This window comes from Sinorhizobium terangae (assembly GCF_029714365.1).
In the GTDB taxonomy this organism is placed as follows: domain Bacteria; phylum Pseudomonadota; class Alphaproteobacteria; order Rhizobiales; family Rhizobiaceae; genus Sinorhizobium; species Sinorhizobium terangae.
In genome coordinates this window covers 1,549,211-1,565,983 of the sequence record NZ_CP121659.1, presented here as the reverse complement: position 1 = coordinate 1,565,983, position 16,773 = coordinate 1,549,211, and the positions used below count along the sequence as shown (strand labels likewise).

18 protein-coding genes are annotated in these 16,773 nt (G+C 61.4%); 8 read left to right on the top strand and 10 right to left on the bottom strand.

Annotated elements, in window-relative coordinates; translation table 11 throughout:
* Nucleotides 1-18 precede the first annotated feature (18 nt).
* A complete protein-coding gene (locus tag QA637_RS07420; RefSeq protein ID WP_283064547.1) occupies nt 19-2,565 on the bottom strand; it encodes a sensor domain-containing protein in 2,547 nt (848 codons plus the stop codon).
* 88 nt (nt 2,566-2,653) lie between these two features.
* On the bottom strand, nt 2,654-3,208 hold the full coding sequence (locus QA637_RS07415) for an RBBP9/YdeN family alpha/beta hydrolase (protein WP_283064545.1): 555 nt from the start codon (nt 3,206-3,208) through the stop codon (nt 2,654-2,656).
* 159 nt (nt 3,209-3,367) lie between these two features.
* Between QA637_RS07415 and QA637_RS07410 the strand changes: the two genes are divergently transcribed.
* Complete coding sequence (locus tag QA637_RS07410; RefSeq protein ID WP_283064543.1) at nt 3,368-4,177, top strand: DUF2189 domain-containing protein; 810 nt, start codon at nt 3,368-3,370, stop codon at nt 4,175-4,177.
* A 96-nt stretch (nt 4,178-4,273) separates the two neighbouring features.
* Here the strand turns inward: QA637_RS07410 and QA637_RS07405 are convergent, their stop codons facing one another.
* The 7 genes from QA637_RS07405 to QA637_RS07375 form a co-directional block, all read right to left on the bottom strand.
* Nucleotides 4,274-4,582 (bottom strand): PilZ domain-containing protein, encoded by a 309-nt coding sequence (locus QA637_RS07405; protein WP_283064542.1) that lies wholly within the window; start codon nt 4,580-4,582, stop codon nt 4,274-4,276.
* Between the two features lie 269 nt (nt 4,583-4,851).
* Nucleotides 4,852-6,153: an adenylosuccinate lyase gene (gene purB / locus QA637_RS07400; protein ID WP_283064541.1), complete on the bottom strand. Its 1,302-nt coding sequence runs from the start codon at nt 6,151-6,153 to the stop codon at nt 4,852-4,854.
* A 62-nt stretch (nt 6,154-6,215) separates the two neighbouring features.
* Nucleotides 6,216-6,776 (bottom strand): hypothetical protein, encoded by a 561-nt coding sequence (locus QA637_RS07395; protein WP_283064540.1) that lies wholly within the window; start codon nt 6,774-6,776, stop codon nt 6,216-6,218.
* Nucleotides 6,773-7,516 carry a DUF2259 domain-containing protein gene (locus QA637_RS07390; RefSeq protein WP_283064539.1) on the bottom strand — a complete coding sequence of 248 codons (744 nt, stop codon included), beginning with the start codon at nt 7,514-7,516 and terminating at the stop codon, nt 6,773-6,775. Before QA637_RS07390 ends, QA637_RS07395 begins: the two co-directional genes overlap by 4 nt.
* Nucleotides 7,513-8,190: a ribulose-phosphate 3-epimerase gene (gene rpe, locus QA637_RS07385; protein ID WP_283064537.1), complete on the bottom strand. Its 678-nt coding sequence runs from the start codon at nt 8,188-8,190 to the stop codon at nt 7,513-7,515. The genes QA637_RS07390 and rpe overlap by 4 nt, the downstream gene beginning before the upstream one ends.
* Nucleotides 8,191-8,337: 147 nt before the next feature.
* A complete protein-coding gene (locus QA637_RS07380; protein ID WP_283064923.1) occupies nt 8,338-9,339 on the bottom strand; it encodes a P1 family peptidase in 1,002 nt (333 codons plus the stop codon).
* Entirely contained in the window at nt 9,336-10,424 is a 1,089-nt protein-coding gene (locus QA637_RS07375) for a branched-chain amino acid ABC transporter substrate-binding protein (protein ID WP_283064536.1), read from the bottom strand. The genes QA637_RS07380 and QA637_RS07375 overlap by 4 nt, the downstream gene beginning before the upstream one ends.
* Nucleotides 10,425-10,583: 159 nt before the next feature.
* Here QA637_RS07375 and QA637_RS07370 point away from each other — a divergent pair, with 159 nt between their 5' ends.
* The 7 genes from QA637_RS07370 to QA637_RS07340 are packed head-to-tail and all read left to right on the top strand — an operon-like array spanning nt 10,584 to nt 16,327.
* Nucleotides 10,584-11,111, top strand: a complete 528-nt coding sequence (locus tag QA637_RS07370; RefSeq protein WP_283064535.1) for a flavin reductase — start codon at nt 10,584-10,586, stop codon at nt 11,109-11,111.
* Between the two features lie 24 nt (nt 11,112-11,135).
* Nucleotides 11,136-12,065 carry an AAA family ATPase gene (locus tag QA637_RS07365; protein ID WP_283064534.1) on the top strand — a complete coding sequence of 310 codons (930 nt, stop codon included), beginning with the start codon at nt 11,136-11,138 and terminating at the stop codon, nt 12,063-12,065.
* A 5-nt stretch (nt 12,066-12,070) separates the two neighbouring features.
* The gene (locus QA637_RS07360) at nt 12,071-13,327 is read left to right on the top strand and encodes a vWA domain-containing protein (protein ID WP_283064533.1); all 1,257 of its coding nucleotides are present in this window, start codon (nt 12,071-12,073) and stop codon (nt 13,325-13,327) included.
* 23 nt (nt 13,328-13,350) lie between these two features.
* Nucleotides 13,351-13,683, top strand: a complete 333-nt coding sequence (locus tag QA637_RS07355; protein WP_283064532.1) for an XdhC family protein — start codon at nt 13,351-13,353, stop codon at nt 13,681-13,683.
* Between the two features lie 2 nt (nt 13,684-13,685).
* A complete protein-coding gene (locus QA637_RS07350; RefSeq protein WP_283064531.1) occupies nt 13,686-14,393 on the top strand; it encodes an XdhC family protein in 708 nt (235 codons plus the stop codon).
* A complete protein-coding gene (locus QA637_RS07345) occupies nt 14,390-16,006 on the top strand; it encodes an NTP transferase domain-containing protein (RefSeq protein ID WP_283064530.1) in 1,617 nt (538 codons plus the stop codon). The genes QA637_RS07350 and QA637_RS07345 overlap by 4 nt, the downstream gene beginning before the upstream one ends.
* Before the next feature lie 3 nt (nt 16,007-16,009).
* A complete protein-coding gene (locus tag QA637_RS07340; protein ID WP_283064529.1) occupies nt 16,010-16,327 on the top strand; it encodes a TfoX/Sxy family protein in 318 nt (105 codons plus the stop codon).
* Nucleotides 16,328-16,359: 32 nt separating this feature from the next.
* On the opposite strand, the gene QA637_RS07335 is transcribed toward QA637_RS07340, so the two are convergent.
* On the bottom strand, nt 16,360-16,767 hold the full coding sequence (locus tag QA637_RS07335; protein WP_283064528.1) for an NUDIX hydrolase: 408 nt from the start codon (nt 16,765-16,767) through the stop codon (nt 16,360-16,362).
* Between the last annotated feature and the right edge of the window lie 6 nt (nt 16,768-16,773).

The window sequence follows — 16,773 nt, the reverse complement described above, 5'->3', positions numbered from 1 at the left end:
ACTGCGGCGGCTTGATGCTCACCGCACTCTGCGCGCCTCTGAAAAGCTGCGCGGCACGTCAAAGCCCTTCCGGGCCAATCTCTCGAAATCCTCTCGGCTCATCGGCTTCGCTAGCGCATAGCCTTGCAGGACGTCGCAGCCGAGATCGGCGAGAAGCGCGGCGTGGGTCCAGGTTTCGACGCCTTCTGCGACCACTTTGATGTTCAGCGAATGGCCGATATCGATGATCGCGCGCACCAGCTTTTGCTGCTTTCTGTTTTCCGTGACCGGCCCTACCAGTGCGCGATCGATCTTGAGGCGCGCCGGATTGAGTTTGAGGAGACCGATGATCGACGCGTGACCGGTACCAAAATCGTCGATCTCGATATCGATGCCGAGCTCGTTCAAGGCGGCGATCGTTTCCGCAACTTCGTCCTCGAACTCGTCGAGAAAGATCGATTCGAGCAGCTCGAACGACATGACGCCACGCGGGATCTTCATTTCCCGCACGTCGGACACGAGTTGAGGGTCGCGCAAACGGCGCGACGAAATATTGACGGAGATCTTGGGAATGGCGAGCCCCTGCCGCTGCCATGCGCGGAAGTCGGCATAGGCCATTTCGACCACCATCCGATCTATTGCCGCGAGAAGATTGATGTCTTCGGCGACTTTCAGGAACTGCATGGGCGCCAGCACGCCGCGTGCCGGGTGGCTCCAGCGCACCAGGGTTTCAACGCCTGTGATCTCCAGAGAGCGGGCGTCGAACTGGGGCTGGTAATAGGGAATGAACTGCCTTTTTTCGAGAGCCTCACGGAGTTCGTCGCCGATCCGCTTTGCCGTCAGGATCCGGTTCTGCATCTCGTCGGAAAAGACTTCAAACCGGTCTCGGCCAAGGCTCTTGGCGCGATAAAGCGCGATGTCGGCGTCCATCAGGAGCTGCCTGGGATCGGTGAGCCTGCCTTCATTCACGGCAACGCCGATACTTGCGCCAAGCCGACATAATTGACCGGCGTAGGGGACGGGACGGCGGAAGGCCTGAATAATCCCCTGGGCAAGCTCTTCGAGATGAATTGAGCCCCGGCCGCTGCGGCACACGATGACGAATTCGTCGCCGCCGATGCGAGCTATGAAATCGTCCCTCTCGGCGTGTGATCTCAGCACGTCCGCGGCATGAACGAGCATTGCGTCGCCGGCCTGGTGACCCAGTGTATCGTTGATCTGCTTGAAGCGATCCAGGTCGATATGAAGAATAGCGTTGACCACACGCGCTTCAGTCAGGATCCGATCAAGATAGCGGCGGTTCGGCAAATCCGTCAGATGATCGTGCAGTGCGTTATATTCGATACTGACACGCGCCGCCTCAAGTTCACTGTTGCGCGCTTCGGCAAAGGATTTTGCCCGCCTCAATTCCTCCTGCAGAGCGATATCATCGGTAATGTCCCAATTGGCGCCAACGAGCCTTGTTGCGCCATCCAGATCGGTATGGAACGCGGCGTTAGAGCGGATGTGACGGACGACGCCATCGGGCCTGATGATGCGGAACGCGTTGGTGAAAGGCGTGCCGCTGGCAATCGCATCGTTGACGCGTTTGATCGCGACGACCTTGTCCTCCGGATGCAAAAAGCTCTCCCAGCCGGCGGAGGAGGGCGCTTCGCCGGCAGGGTCCAGGCCGTACATCCTGAACATGGCTTCGTCCCAATGCGAAACGCCGGTATCGAGATTGTGCTCGAAGACGCCGATCCTGGAAACATCGAGCGCCAGTTGCAGGCGACGCGAAACTTCCGCTAATCGAGCTTCCGCCTCCTTGCGGGCGGTTATGTCGGTGTCCGTGCCGATGATGCGGCATGGCTTGCCGTCAGGGCCGTAAGCGACCGACGCGCCCCGGCTTTCGATCCAGATCCAGCGCCCGTCCGCATGTCGCTCGCGATATTGGAACGTGTTGAACTTGGCTTCACCCGAGTCCTGGCGCGCGATGCAGGCAAGCACGTGCGCACGGTCATCCGGATGCACGTTCTCGATCCATTTTTCGAGCGTGCCGTCGACTTCAGCGTCATCCGCCAAGCCGCGCAGACGCCGCCACGTCGAAGAATAAAACAGATTGCCCGTTTCGAAGTCGTGATCCCAGACGCCTTCCAAGGCGCTTTCAAGGGCGTATTTCCAACGGGTCTCGTCCTTGCGCAGGCTTGCGATTTCGGAAACGAGACGGTCGGCCGGAAGCATTGTCAGTATCGTCGTCGCGCCGGCTCTTGGCGCTGCAGGCAGAGCGGCCCGTGAAACGAGCATGGCATGCGTGCCTAATGCTCCGATGAAGCGGGCGACCGCGGCCTCCTCGGCTCCCTCTGCCCCCTCAAACGCAACGACTGCTGGAAGGTCTTCGCCATGAACGAATGCGGCGATCGATGCGCCGATGACTTCTTCGGCTGTGCGCCCGAGCATCCGGAGTGCGGGTGCATTGGCAGCGCGTATGACATTGCCTGCATCGACAAGGAGGACACCCGCCGGGATATGATCCATCGCGTGCGGCGCCAAGCTGTCTTGTCTCATCGGCCCACTGCCGGTGTCGATTGGTTCTCGCGGCTCGGTCACTTATCCCGGATCCTGAGAGTTGCCAGCTGATGATGACCTGCAGCAATGAAATTCGGATTAATGGCGCGTGCTTTTCTGCCGATGCGCTTTATTGCTGCAACCGGCTGAGGAATTGGGCAAAGACCATGGTACCTTCGGGCCACGGGCCGTGACCGGACTCGGCGTTGATGTGTCCAGCTTCGCCGGCATCGACCAAGAACGAGCCCCACGCGTTGGCAATGTCTCCGGCGTGCTCAAAGGATCCGAAGGGATCGTTGCGGCTTGCCACCATCAGCGACGGGAAGGGCAGAGGATCGCGCGGGTAGGGGCCGAAGGTCATCAGATGCTTCGGGCGGATCTTTGGATTGGCGACGTCCGGCGGGGCGACAAGGAAGGCGCCTGCGATCTTCTTCGCGCAATGAGGCAGGGCCTGGATTGCCGTGGCGACACCCAGGGAATGTGCGACGATGACAACCGGCTTTTGCGCGGCATTGACTGCCTCAACCATCCGCGCAACCCAATCCTCGCGCACAGGCTTCGACCATTCCGCCTGCTCGACGCGGCGCGCCGTCGAGAGCTTTCGCTCCCAACGGCTTTGCCAATGGGCCGGGCCGGAATTGGTGTAGCCCGGCACGATCAGGATGTCAGTTTCTGAAACCTTCATAATCGCGGCGATTTGGAGGTGAAAAGCGCCGAAGTCAAGGCACAGGCGACAGAGGCTGCATTTTCTGTATAATCGAAAATGCCGGTCGCGGTTGGCAGCGGCAAGTTTCACCGTTGTCGCGGGTCCGTGGCCGCTCTGGTTCGTTGAGGAGTGTGAGCCATGACAACCTTCCATGTCCTGTCGGGGGCGAATGCGAGAGTCTCGCATCCCGGAATACGAAAGATTGGCATTGCTGATGTGTTCGATGCGTTGCGTCTCGGGCTGAACGATTTTCGCGAGAAGCCGTCGCATTATGTTTTCTTGTGCTTGATATACCCGATCGCCGGTGCAGTACTGATAACCTGGAGCGCGGGCGCAAACATGCTGCCGTTGCTCTATCCGCTTGCCTCCGGCTTCGCCCTCATCGGTCCCGTCGCGGCAGTCGGCCTCTACGAGATCAGCCGGCGCCGTGAACTGGGCATGGATGCGTCATGGCCGCACGCCTTGCGGCTGCACCGTTCACCGGCGCTGCCATCGATTTTGGCGGTCGCCGCCATGCTGTTCGTTATTTTCGTTGCGTGGCTTCTGGTTGCCCAGGCGCTTTACGTCAGAATTTTCGGAACGGTTCCGCCAAATTCGATTTCGGCCTTCTGGGACGGCATTGTCGGCACGGAGGAGGGTTGGAACCTCATTGTTGTCGGAAACGCGGTCGGCTTTGTCTTCGCCGTGATCGTGCTCTCAATCAGCGTGGTCACATTCCCGTTGCTGCTTGATCGCGATGTCGGCGCCGTCGCGGCCGTCGAGACCTCGATCCGCGCGACGCTTACCAATCCGGTGCCGGTCGCCTGTTGGGGCCTCATCATCGCAGCGGGACTGGTGATCGGCTCGATTCCGGTCTTCGTTGGCCTGGCCGTTATCATGCCGATCTTTGGCCACGCCACATGGCACCTCTATCGCAAGATGGTGGAACCTGAGCCGGCCGGCCGCTGAACGGCAGGTCCTCCAACGGCATCGCGGCGATGTTGAATGACCCAAGATCGCCGCGATTGTCTTCGAAAGTTCGCCGGTTCGCCGCCGGCGATGCGGTCATGGGCGGAAGAACTTGTAGTAGGATGAGATCTGCGCCGCCGTATTCGACGAGAGCTTGAGTTTGATGCCGATCTTGTCGCCGCGATACCAGCGCACAATGCCGGTCAGATAGCCGAGCTCTTCACTTTGAATCGTGACCTCCTGTCCGGTCTGGGCACCGATGTCGAACAGCAGCTGGAAACAGATACCCTCGTCGGAAAGGTCTCTGACGATCCCGTTGCTCGACCCGAATTTGCAGGTAACCTTGCCGGTTATTTTCGTCTGCGTGCGCGGCGATGCGCGCTGAATACTGTCCCTATAAGTCATGGCTTCCTCGAAACCTGATTAGACAGATAGGGAAGCTCTCACATCACTTATGAACAAGTTGCTAATAAGCTCGCCCGCACTCGAACAAAATGCACCGAATGCGAGCGTTTGTATTCATGCACAACGTCACCATGTCGCGCGCCGAGACTACGGCGCGGCGCGTCTAATCAGACGCGCAAAGGTCACTGTAGAACCTTGAGCTTCTGCATGATTTTGTCCTTAAATCGATTCCGATTTAAGAATCATGCAGCAGGTCTGTCTTCTTCCTGTCAGCCGAAGACACGCTTGAAGATCGTGTCGACGTGCTTGGTGTGGTAACCGAGATCGAATTTCTCGCGGATTTGCTCTTCCGAAAGTGCGGCCCGAACTTCAGTGTCGGCCAGCAGCTCCCCAAGGAAATCCTTGCCCTCTTCCCATACCTTCATGGCATTGCGCTGAACGAGCCGATACGCATCCTCGCGCGAAACGCCCGCCTGGGTGAGCGCGAGCAGCACGCGCTGGGAGTGAACGAGCCCGCGGAACTTGTTGAGGTTCTTCATCATGTTGTCGGGATAGACGAGCAACTTGTCGATCACGCCGGTCAGTCGCGCCAGGGCGAAATCGAGCGTCACCGTTGCATCCGGGCCGATCATGCGTTCGACCGAGGAGTGCGAAATATCGCGCTCATGCCAGAGCGCCACGTTTTCCATGGCCGGCACGACGAAGGCGCGGACCATGCGGGCAAGGCCGGTCAGGTTTTCCGTCAGCACCGGATTGCGCTTATGCGGCATGGCCGAGGAACCCTTCTGGCCAGGCGAGAAGTATTCCTCGGCTTCCAGCACTTCGGTGCGCTGCAGGTGGCGGATTTCCGTTGCAAGACGTTCGATCGAGGAGGCAATGACACCGAGCGTCGCGAAATACATGGCGTGGCGGTCGCGAGGGATGACCTGCGTCGAGACCGGCTCCGGCTTCAGGCCGAGAGCCTTTGCGACATGCTCCTCGACCCGCGGATCGATATTGGCAAAGGTGCCGACAGCACCGGAAATGGCACCGGTCGCAACTTCTTCGCGTGCGGCCAGGAGGCGCTGCTTGCACCGATCGAACTCCGCGTAGGCAAGCGCCAGCTTGATCCCGAAGGTAGTGGGCTCGGCGTGGATGCCGTGCGAACGGCCGATGGTGACCGTGTCCTTGTGCTCGAAGGCACGGCGCTTCAGCGCTTCGAGCAGCTTGTCGAGGTCGGCGAGCAACAGGTCTGTGGCGCGAACGAGCTGCACGTTGAAGCAGGTATCGAGCACGTCCGACGAGGTCATGCCCTGATGCACGAAACGGCTGTCCGGCCCGACGAATTCCGCAAGATGGGTGAGAAACGCGATGACGTCGTGCTTGGTGACGGCCTCGATTTCGTCGATCCGGGCCACGTCGAACTTTGCTGCGCCGCCCTTTTCCCAGATCGTCTTCGCCGCTTCCTTCGGGATGACACCGATTTCGGCGAGGGCATCGCAGGCGTGCGCCTCGATCTCGAACCAGATGCGGAATTTCGTTTCCGGCGACCATATGGCCACCATTTCCGGCCGGGAGTAACGGGGGATCATGGGCTTAAGCTTTCGTCGTCAGTGGAGGATGGCTGTGCCTCTATCAAAGATGGCGATCAAGCTCAACGCCGTTGGCGCATGTCCGATCGCGCAAGCCAAAGGCTGGCGGCGACAAGGGCGGCAAGGCCGAGCGGCAGGTAGAGCCGAACCCCGAGAACCAGGAACTGGTAGAGTGCGGCGAGAAACGTGAACAGGAACTGGAACAGCCACTTCCGCGTGCCGGTGGTCGCATGCCACTGCGCATAGAATATCCGGTAGTCAAAGGCGAAGAGGCATGCCGTCGTACCGACCGTGCCTGCGACGAGACACAGGAGAAATGCCGAGAAGCGGGTCTCGACTGTTCGTCCTTGTGCTGCAAACCGCGCCGCAAACAGCGAAAGCGGCCACGCCAGCAGCCCGCCAAGCGCGTAAAGCGATAGGACGTCCCTGAGGTGGAAGTCCGCCTCGTTTCCGCGCAGCCACAGCGCCAGCCAGGCAGATATCGCCATCGCCAAGGCCCACGCAGGAGTCCCAATCAGCACTTCCCGCCCTTTGGGAAGGGAAAGCACCAACCGCGATCGCTTCGACGATGCGACATCCAAAGGGAGCAATGGCGATTTGGAAGCCTGCTCGTCGCTGCTCATTTGGGAAGCCGGATCGGTAACGCAATCCAGCGACCATCGGTCGAGCCCTCGAAACCAAGGGACTTGACCAGGATCATCACCACGTGGACTTCGGATCCGTCATCATTGACGCGGGTCACGACGCCACCGATGCGATAACCGGTTGGGCAGCGACGGCTTTCCGGGATGCGCGTATCCTCCTGCAACAGGTCCGCTGCAGGCTTCCCCGCCTTCTCCGTCATCACCAGGCGAAAGCCTTTGACCTCCTTCAACAAGCTGGCGCAGACGCCCTGCGGCCCGAAGCTCTTCTCTTCGAGCTTCAGCGCATAGCGCTTGCGGAACGGGTCATCGGCCGGAAAAGCATCATAGCTCAACGTGTGGTCGGCACTGCTTCTTTCAGTTACAGGATTGTATGCGGCCAGTATCCCGGGTGTGTCCGTCAGGCCGTACGCATCGATCAACGGCGCGGCACGTTGGTGCGCCTCGCGGCGCGCTTCGTGCAGTGCGCTACCATCTTTCTCGATGACGGCGCGGACGGGTGCGCCGGGGAGGAAAGTGTCTTTGCGCGTATCGAGGACGTAAATCGTCGAATAGGGAAAACCGGAACCGTCCTGGACGCCATATTCCTCGAAGGCGAAGACGTTGCCATCAGATGAAAATCCGATCGGCTGCAAGGCGGCAAAGTCTCCTGCACGCGCCTCGGCGGTCGCAATCGTCGCTGCTGCCAGAAGTGTTGTGGTGATTGCCGCCCGCACACTCATCCGCGCGCCTTCTCCGCGGATTTGCGGATCGCCTCGATTGCCGCGCGATAGGTCTCGACGGAATCGCCCTTGAAAACGGCCGAGCCCGCAACCAGCACATTGGCACCGGCCTTCACTGGCAATGCAGCCGTCTCCGGCGTGATGCCGCCATCGACCTCGATCTCGATCGGCCGGTCGCCGACCATCGCCTTGATCCGTTGGATCTTCTCCTCGGTGGCGTGGATGAACTTCTGTCCGCCGAAGCCCGGATTGACCGTCATCACCAGGATCAGATCGACCGAGTCCAGCACATATTCGATAGCGCTTTCCGGGGTGGCTGGATTGAGCGAGACGCCAGCCTTCTTGCCAAGCGACTTCACGGTCTGCAGCGACCGGTGCAAATGCGGCCCAGCCTCGGCGTGCACCGTCAGGATGTCGCAGCCGGCCTTGGCAAAAGCTTCGATATATGGATCGGCGGGCGAAATCATCAGATGACAGTCGAAGGTCGCATCCGTATGGGGACGCAGCGATTTGATGACGTCCGGGCCGAAGGTGATGTTCGGTACGAAATGGCCATCCATGACGTCGAGATGGATCCAGTCGGCGCCGGCTTCGACGACATCGCGAACCTCCTGGCCGAGCTTGGAGAAGTTGGACGCCAGGATCGATGGGGCAATGCGGATGGGATGGGTCATGACAGGCTCCGATGTTTTCCGGGCCATAGCATCCCGGTAACGCGCAAACAACATCCGCAGCAAGCCGTGGCTCAGCGCCTGATCGATTCTAGTAAGTGGAGAGGCGGCATGCAGGCGGAAAGCCGCACACACTCTTCCTCATCCGCTCTATTGCGACCAGGACGGCTTCGTATCGTTGTCGGCCGCAACAGCATCGTGAACGCCGCGTGCGATCGCACGCGCCATCGTCGATGCAGCGGCCGCGCCAAGATCGATGAAATCTTCAAGCAGAGGCGCCTTGCCGCTCGCTCCTGTCGCAAGCGCGAAGATAAGATCACCGTCAAGCGGCGTATGCGACGGCCAGAGCGCGCGAGAAAAGCCGTCATGGGCGGCGATGGCCAGCCGCTTCGCCTCAGCCTTGCTGAGCACTGCATCGGTGGCGATGACGGCGATCGTCGTATTCGCAGCGGCCGCTTGCTCCTCGCGGAACTTGAGGCGGGGCAGCGCCGCATCCTGCGGCATGGGGACCGGATAGCCGAGCCCGCCGAACTCGCCGTCAAGCTCGAAGGGCGCGGCCCAGAAATGGCGCGTGCCGCCGATCGTCGCCGAGCCGAGCGCATTTACCGCGACGAGTGCGCCGATCGTGATGCCATTGGCGAGCACTGTCGATGCCGAGCCGAGGCCGCCTTTGAAGGTAGCGGTCAGTGCGCCCGTACCGGCACCGGCGGTTCCGGTCAGGAATGTAGTACCGGCTGCGCGCACGGCATCGTAACCAAGGTCGCGATAGGGCGAAAAGCGTCCCCAATTCTTGTCGCCGCCATTGACGAGATCAAAAAGAATTGCCGCCGGGACGATCGGAATGCGGTGGGGGCCGACCGCAAAACCGCGTCCCATTTCCCGGAGCGCGGCCTGTACCCCGGAGGCTGCGTCCAGACCGAAGGCCGAACCGCCGGAAAGCACGAGGGCATCAACCGTCTGGACGGTATTTTCCGGTGCGAGCAGATCGGTCTCCCGCGTGCCCGGCGCACCGCCGAGGACTTGAACCGCTGCCGTTGCCGGCTGTTCGCAAAGCACGACAGAGACGCCGGACTTCAGTCGGTGGTCTTCGGCGTTGCCGACCAAGAGACCTGCGACATCGGTAATCAGATTGTTCGGACCCTTGCGCATCAGTCCGCACCGCCTTCGCCCGTGGCGGCGACGAAACGGCCATCCTGCCATTCCATCAGCCGATAGGGTGTGGCGGTCCTCTCATGGCTCCCGTTGAACTTTATCGGCCCCAGGATCGTTGCAAAAGGCCCTTTCAGCAGGGCTTCGGGAAGCGCGCTGCCGTCCTTGGCTGCCTGGTCCTTCGCCTGTTCGAGCAGCGACATGGCGGCGAAGGCCGGCAGGACATAACCCTCGGGCTCGATTCCGATTGCGCGCATCGCCTTGGCGACGGCTTCGGCGTCGCTCGACCGAGACGCCTCTGGAACCGTCACGGCAAGCACTCCGTTCTCGAGGGGAACATCAAGGTCGGCGGCATTTAATACGTCGCCGCCGAGCAGGGTTATCGCGACCTTTTCAGCCTTCGCGTCACGCGCGATCACGGCGGTGTCGTAGCGGTCGCCTCCGGTAAAGATGTGAGTGGCGCCGCTCTTCGCCAATCGACGTACGAGGCCAACCTGCTGTTCCTGCGCCGGACGATAGGTGTCGGTGAAGACGGGTGTCACGCCGATCTCGGCAAGCGCGTTCCGAACGCTTTCGACAAGCTCCCGGCTATGGATCGTACCGTCATCGATGAGCGCGAGCGGTTTGCCCTTCCAACTCGCGACGATCACGTCGGTGATCGCCGCGGCTTCGGCCTTTCCACTCGGCGCCAACCGGAAAAACGGCCAATTCTTCTTGAGCGCGTCCTCCATCAGGATATCGGAGCGGACGCTAAGCGTGATGGCGGGAATGCGAGCCTCGGCCAGGGCGGGCAGGGCCGCCTCGAGGCTCTCCGTGCAGAGAAAGCCGATCGCAGCCTCCGCGCCGCTCGCCAGCAACGCCTTCGTCAGCGCCTCGCCGCCAGCGGGATCGCAGCTTTCGGCGATCGGGACAATCTGACTTCCACGGTCGTCCGCCTGAAAAGCCGCGCCGTCTACCATCTGCTTTCCAAGCGTGGCGAAAGGCCCTTCGATCGGAGCCACGACGGCAACTTTCAGGCCCGCGGCAAGGGCAGGGGAAGCCGAGATCAATCCGGCGACGACGATGCTCTTAACAATCAATCTAAACATGTATTTTTCCCGCAACGACGCAATCTTTTAAGGATGTGTTTCTCTCCGTCAAAGGAAAAGATTGCACCGCAGGAGCTCGTCATTCCGTTCACGCCATGACTATGCCGCTGCTTCGCAAGAATCTCGCACGGCCGGGTTTCATATTTTCCGTGAGAGTCTATGTATGTGCAAGACATCGATCCGGAGCGAGATGTGTTGGAGAAGACCCGACTGGACCCGATAAGTTACCGCGACGCGATGAGCCGCATGTCCGCTCATGTGCAACTCATCACCACGGCCGATGGGCGTGCGCGGCGCGGCGTCACGATCACGGCGTCCTGCTCCGTGTCTGACGATCCTCCAACGATCCTTGCCTGCCTCAATGCCGCAAATCCGCGCAACGATATCTTTGCTCGCTCCGGTGCTTTTGCGCTCAACGTGCTCGGCGAGCCGCACAAGGCGCTGGCACATGCTTTCTCCGGCCGCGATCAGCTCGACATGGACCGCCGTTTCGCGCTCGGCCAATGGACGCAGCTTGCCACCGGCGCGCCCATCCTCACCGACGCCGTCGTCGCCTTCGATTGCCGCCTCATCGAGGTCAAGATCATGGCAACCCATCTCATTCTCTTCGGCGAAGTCGTCGACCTCCGCCTGGGGGAAAAGCAGCGGCCGCTCATTTATGTGGACCGGGGATACCACACGCTATAAGTTTTCTTCGGCCACGGAGGAAACATGGCGAAACACGAAACGGGAAAGCTGCCGCAATCCATCGATGAAACGCTGGCAATGCTGGAGGCGCAGAATTACCTCGCCGGTACCCAGCTTGCGACCGTGCTTTTCCTGGCCCTGAAAATGAAGCGCCCGCTGTTTCTGGAAGGCGAGGCGGGCGTCGGCAAGACGGAGATCGCCAAAGTCCTTGCCCGTTCGCTCGATCGCCCGCTGATCCGGCTGCAATGCTACGAAGGGCTCGACGTCTCCTCCGCCGTCTATGAATGGAACTATCCGGCGCAGATGTTGGAGATTCGCCTTTCGGAGGCGGCCGGCATGGTTGATCGTCCAAGGATCGAGGGCGACATCTTCTCCGAACGCTTTCTCATCCGCCGCCCGGTGCTTCAGGCGATATCCGCAGGCACGGGTCGGTCTCCAGTATTCTTGATCGATGAGCTTGACCGCACCGACGAAGCTTTCGAGGCTTTTCTTCTGGAAGTGCTTTCCGATTTTCAGGTCACCATCCCGGAACTCGGAACGATCAGGGCGGACGAGCCGCCGATCGTCATCATCACGACCAACCGCACCCGCGAAATTCATGATGCGTTGAAGCGACGCTGCCTTTACCATTGGGTCGACTATCCGAAGGCGGCACAGGAACTGGAGATCATCCGGCGCAAGGTACCCGGCTGCAACGCCACTCTATCGCGGGAAATCGTCGCCTATGTCCAAAAACTGCGGGCGATCGATCTATTCAAGAACCCCGGCGTTGCAGAGACGATCGACTGGGCGACAGCGCTCACCGAACTCGACCGGTTGGCGCTTGATCCGGAAACGATCGCCGACACGCTCGGCACTTTGCTCAAATACCAGGACGATATCGCCCGGATCGAGGGCGCGGAGGGGCGCAAGCTGCTTGCCGAGGTCAAGGCCGAACTCCTGGCGCAGGGCTGACCGTCATGGTGGGCAAGAGCGTTGATCGAACGGCAGTTTCTCCGATCGCACCTAGCGACGGCAAGCTTGCTGACAACATCGTCTTCTTTGCCCGCGCCCTTCGACGGGCGGGAATGAGAATTGGTCCCGCTGCCATTGCCGACGCCATCGACGCCGTCACTTTGATCGGGATCGGCTCGCGCAGCGAATTTTATGCCGCCCTTCAATGCACCTTCGTCAAGCGCCATGAGGACCAGGTTCTGTTCGACGAAGCGTTCAACCTGTTCTGGCGCTCGCGCGACCTCGTCCAGAAGATGATCGCGCTCCTCTCGCCGGTCGCACCGGAGCGGCAGGGTGGGGATCGGACCAGGCGCGCCGGCGAGGAGCGCCTCCGCGAGGCGCTTCTCGCCGGCAGGGACGACTCCCGTTCGCCCCGCGACGAACCGGAAATCGAAGTCGATGCCCGCCACACGGTCTCGGGTCGCGAGCTTTTCCGCAACACGGATTTCGCACAGATGACCACAGCGGAGATCGCCGAGGCGAGGAAAGCCCTGTCATCGCTGATATTACCGATGGATCGGGTGCGGACCCGCCGCTTTCGCGCCGCCCATCGGCTGGTGCGGATCGATCCGCGCGCCACCATGCGCGATGCGATGCGGTTTGGCGGCGAATTGATTCTGCCGCGCTTTCGCGAGCCGCGCCTTGTCCATCCGCCGCTCGTCGTGCTTGCCGATATTTCCGGATCGATGAGCCAGTACACGCGGATTTTCCTGCATTTCCTGCACGCATTGACGGAACAGCGGCAACGCGTTCATACGTTTCTCTTCGGGACGCGGCTGACGAATGTTACGCGCCAGATGCGCCACCGCGATCCCGATGAAGCGCTCGACGAATGCGTGGCGGCGGTCAAGGATTGGTCTGGCGGCACCCGCATCGGCGAAACGCTTCACGAATTCAACCGGCGTTGGTCGCGCCGGGTGCTCGGGCAGGGCGCCATCGTCCTCCTGATCACCGACGGCCTCGAGCGCGACGATACGGCAGAGCTCGAAGTCGAGATCGATCGCCTGCATCGCTCTTGCCGGCGCCTGATCTGGCTCAACCCGCTGCTGCGCTTCGACGGTTTTGAAGCACGCGCCCGGGGCGTCAGGGCCATGCTGCCGCATGTTGACGAATTCCGGGCGGTGCACAATCTTGAGTCTGTGGCCGAACTGGTGAAATCGCTGTCCGGTCAGGGTGCGCAAGGCGCCGATCCGCGGCGCTTCCTGCATATGCGCGCGGCATGAGACACAAACAACCGGTAGCCAATATGTCTAAAGAGCCGAACATCCTCGACCCGCTGGAGATCGCGGAAACCTGGTGCGGTGGCGGACGCAACGTGGCGCTTGCGACGGTCATAGAAACCTGGGGTTCAGCACCGCGACGGGTCGGCAGTCATCTGGTGATCGACGACGAAGGAAACTTCCAGGGATCCGTCTCCGGCGGATGCGTCGAAGGCGCTGTCATCGCCGAGGCAATGGAGATCATCGAGTCAGGAATACCCAAAATCCTCGAATTTGGCGTCGCCGACGAGACCGCATGGCGCGTCGGCCTTTCCTGCGGCGGCCGCATTCGGGTCTATGTCGAAAGAATCGACGGCTGACGATGGAACGCACAACCCTCAAAGCAATCAATGCGGCGCGTGCCGCGCGACGCGCGGCTGTCGTCGTCACCGATCTTTCGGACGGCGCCAGTCAGGTCTTTCTGGAAGGCACAAGCTTTCCGCAGGAATGGGACAGCCTGATCGTCGACGCGTTGCGTTCAGGACGCGCCGGCATTGCGGCGGTGGAAGGACGATCGCTTTTCATCAATGTTCATCTGCCGCCTCCGCGCATCGTTGCGATCGGTGCCGTTCACATCTCCCAAGCGCTTGCCGAACTGGCGGCGGTCGCCGGATTCGACATGACGATCATAGATCCGCGCACAGCGTTCGCGACAGCGGAGCGGTTCAGTGCTGTCGAACTCCTGGCGGAATGGCCGGAAGACGTTCTGCCATCGAGGCCGCTTGACCGCTACACGGCACTCGCCGCGCTCACGCATGATCCGAAGATCGACGACTACCCGATCCGGACGGCACTGGAAGCGGGATGCTTTTACGTGGGCGCGCTCGGCAGCCGCAAGACCCATGCGGCACGCGTCGAAAGATTGGGACAAGCAGGCGTGCCTCAGGACGCCATTGGCCGGATCAAAGCCCCGATCGGCCTCGACATCGGCGCGGCGAGCCCCTCCGAAATCGCTGTCGCCGTCCTTGCCGAGATCATCGAAGCCATGCGCCGCCGTGATCCTACCGGCCAGGTGGGAGGTGCAAGATGAAGTTCGGTCCCGTAAAGCTCGCCGATGCCGAAGGCGCTGTTCTTGGGCACGCAGTGAAAACCGAGGCGCAGCGGTTGCCGAAAGGTCACCGGCTAAGCCGAACGGACATCGCAACGCTTGCTGAAGCCAACGTCGAAGAGGTCGTCGTTGCCCGGCTCGATGCGGATGACCTGCTCGAAAACGAGGCGGCCGCACGCATCGCCGCGGCGATTGCGCCCGACCACCTGCGTTTCTCACCGGCAGCGACCGGTCGTGTGAATGTCTACTCCACCGTCTCGGGTCTTTTCGTCGCAAATCGCGCCATCGTCGACCGCCTGAATCGGATCGATCCGGCGATCACGCTCGCCTGCCTCGCCGATCACACGGCGGTCGCAACGGGCGATATGGTGGCGACGATCAAGATCATTCCGCTGGCAGTACCGGAGCGGTTCGTCGAGCAGGCGGAGAATATGCTGCGGGCGGAGGCAGCCTTTGAGGTGAAACCCTTCGTGCCGCATCGCACGGCGCTGATCGCAACCGAGTTGCCATCGCTAAAGCCGCAGGTCATGGACAAGACCCATACGGTTCTCGCTGCCCGACTTTTGCGCTCTGGAAGCCACCTCGTCACGGAACGCCGCGTGGCGCATACGGAAGGCGCCGTTGCCGCTGCCATCGCCGATCTCGAGCCGGACCATGACCTGATCGTCATCTTCGGCGCTTCCGCCGTCGCCGATCCGGACGACGTGATTCCGGCGGCAATCCGGCGCGCCGGCGGAGTTGTCGAACATGTCGGAATGCCAGTCGATCCTGGCAATCTTCTGGTCCTGGGTAGAATTACCAAACTTCCTGTCGTTGGCGCACCGGGTTGCGCACGCAGCCCCAAAGAGAACGGGTTCGACTGGATTCTCGACCGCCTGCTTGCCGGCGAATGGCCGAATTCCGAAGACATAACCGGCCTCGGTGTCGGCGGCCTGCTAACCGAAATCCCAACGCGGCCGCAACCGCGGGAGCAAACCACCAGTCCACCGCGAGGTCCGGCGCGGATCGTCGTTCTGGCTGCGGGGCGTGCAAGCAGGATGGGTGCGAGCGGCGGTCACAAGCTCTTGGCCGAGTTTGACGGCGTTCCTTTGGTGCGGCGTACGGTCGAAACGGCACTTGCCGCCGATGCCGGGAATGTGGTGGTGGTAACCGGACACCGCGAAAGTGATATTCGCGCCTCGCTCGCCGGCCTGCCTGTAACGCTTGTCTCCAATCCGGACCATGCGGCCGGCATGGCATCGTCGCTCGTGGCAGGTGTATCCGCGCTCGGGCCAGAGGCAGGCGGCGTGCTCGTGATGCTGGCGGACATGCCGAGCGTTACTGGCGACCACCTGCGCAAGATGATCGAGGTCTTCGACAACGAGGGCCGCCAAGCGGTCGTGCGCGCAGTCTCGGAAGGTCAGCGCGGCAATCCCGTCATTCTGCCGCGAGAGACTTTCTCAGCGGTCAGGCAGCTCGTCGGCGATGTCGGAGCACGGCATATCGTCGAACGGTGCGGGCTCCCGGTCATCGACGTCGAGCTCGGCGAGGCGGCGCGTCTCGACCTCGATACCCCGGAAGCGATCATCGCCGCAGGCGGCGTACTGAAGGAATGAAGAATGGACAATGCCGCGATCGAGGAAATGTTCGAAACGCTGGGACCGGTGACGATCCGCCGCATGTTCGGCGGCAAAGGCATCTATTTCGAAGGCGTGATCTTCGCGCTCGAGGTCGACGGCGAAATCCTACTCAAAGGCGACACCGAATCGGCTCCGGAATACGAGCAGGCAGGTTGCCGCCAATGGGCCTATGAGGGGAAAGGCAAGCCGGTGAAGATGCCCTACTGGAGCATTCCTGATCCGGCGCTCGACGATCCGGACGAGATGGCCCGCTGGGTGAGGATTGCCTATACGGCAGCGCTCAGAACGAGAAAATAGGGTGGTGCAGCCGAACCGATGAGGCCAGCAGCTTAGCCAAGAGCCCGAACGGCATCGGCGGCGAATCGCGACAGCGGCTGGGGCAGGGCGGAAAGATCGAACCAGCCGATGGCGGAGAGCTTGTCAGGTTCGGTGAGACGCGGCTCGCCTGAAAAATCGTCCGTCACGTAGATGAGCGAGATCCAGTGCTGCTGGTCGGCCTCGATCACCTGCTCGCTGATGCAGAGAAAGCGGGTCGAATGGATGGAAAGTCCGCTTTCCTCTTCCGCCTCCCGCCGCGCCGCATCCTCAGCGCGCTCCATATGGTCGACCTTGCCCCCGACGATGTTCCAGTGACCCGCCTCTGGTGCCTTGAGGCGCCGGCAAAGCAGGATCTTGCCTTGGCGCACGATGGCGAGGCCGCAGCCAACACCGGGGAAATCGATGCCGGGAAGAGCCATCGGGCC

What these genes read in the sequence shown, in the direction of transcription:
- QA637_RS07415 (WP_283064545.1), bottom strand. Translation starts at nt 3,208, where the DNA reads ATGAAGGTTTCAGAAACTGACATCCTGATCGTGCCGGGCTACACCAAT.
- QA637_RS07410 (WP_283064543.1), top strand. Translation starts at nt 3,368, where the DNA reads ATGACAACCTTCCATGTCCTGTCGGGGGCGAATGCGAGAGTCTCGCAT.
- QA637_RS07405 (WP_283064542.1), bottom strand. Translation starts at nt 4,582, where the DNA reads ATGACTTATAGGGACAGTATTCAGCGCGCATCGCCGCGCACGCAGACG.
- purB (WP_283064541.1), bottom strand. Translation starts at nt 6,153, where the DNA reads ATGATCCCCCGTTACTCCCGGCCGGAAATGGTGGCCATATGGTCGCCG.
- QA637_RS07395 (WP_283064540.1), bottom strand. Translation starts at nt 6,776, where the DNA reads ATGAGCAGCGACGAGCAGGCTTCCAAATCGCCATTGCTCCCTTTGGAT.
- QA637_RS07390 (WP_283064539.1), bottom strand. Translation starts at nt 7,516, where the DNA reads ATGAGTGTGCGGGCGGCAATCACCACAACACTTCTGGCAGCAGCGACG.
- rpe (WP_283064537.1), bottom strand. Translation starts at nt 8,190, where the DNA reads ATGACCCATCCCATCCGCATTGCCCCATCGATCCTGGCGTCCAACTTC.
- QA637_RS07375 (WP_283064536.1), bottom strand. Translation starts at nt 10,424, where the DNA reads ATGTTTAGATTGATTGTTAAGAGCATCGTCGTCGCCGGATTGATCTCG.
- QA637_RS07370 (WP_283064535.1), top strand. Translation starts at nt 10,584, where the DNA reads ATGTATGTGCAAGACATCGATCCGGAGCGAGATGTGTTGGAGAAGACC.
- QA637_RS07365 (WP_283064534.1), top strand. Translation starts at nt 11,136, where the DNA reads ATGGCGAAACACGAAACGGGAAAGCTGCCGCAATCCATCGATGAAACG.
- QA637_RS07360 (WP_283064533.1), top strand. Translation starts at nt 12,071, where the DNA reads ATGGTGGGCAAGAGCGTTGATCGAACGGCAGTTTCTCCGATCGCACCT.
- QA637_RS07355 (WP_283064532.1), top strand. Translation starts at nt 13,351, where the DNA reads ATGTCTAAAGAGCCGAACATCCTCGACCCGCTGGAGATCGCGGAAACC.
- QA637_RS07350 (WP_283064531.1), top strand. Translation starts at nt 13,686, where the DNA reads ATGGAACGCACAACCCTCAAAGCAATCAATGCGGCGCGTGCCGCGCGA.
- QA637_RS07345 (WP_283064530.1), top strand. Translation starts at nt 14,390, where the DNA reads ATGAAGTTCGGTCCCGTAAAGCTCGCCGATGCCGAAGGCGCTGTTCTT.
- QA637_RS07340 (WP_283064529.1), top strand. Translation starts at nt 16,010, where the DNA reads ATGGACAATGCCGCGATCGAGGAAATGTTCGAAACGCTGGGACCGGTG.
- QA637_RS07335 (WP_283064528.1), bottom strand. Translation starts at nt 16,767, where the DNA reads ATGGCTCTTCCCGGCATCGATTTCCCCGGTGTTGGCTGCGGCCTCGCC.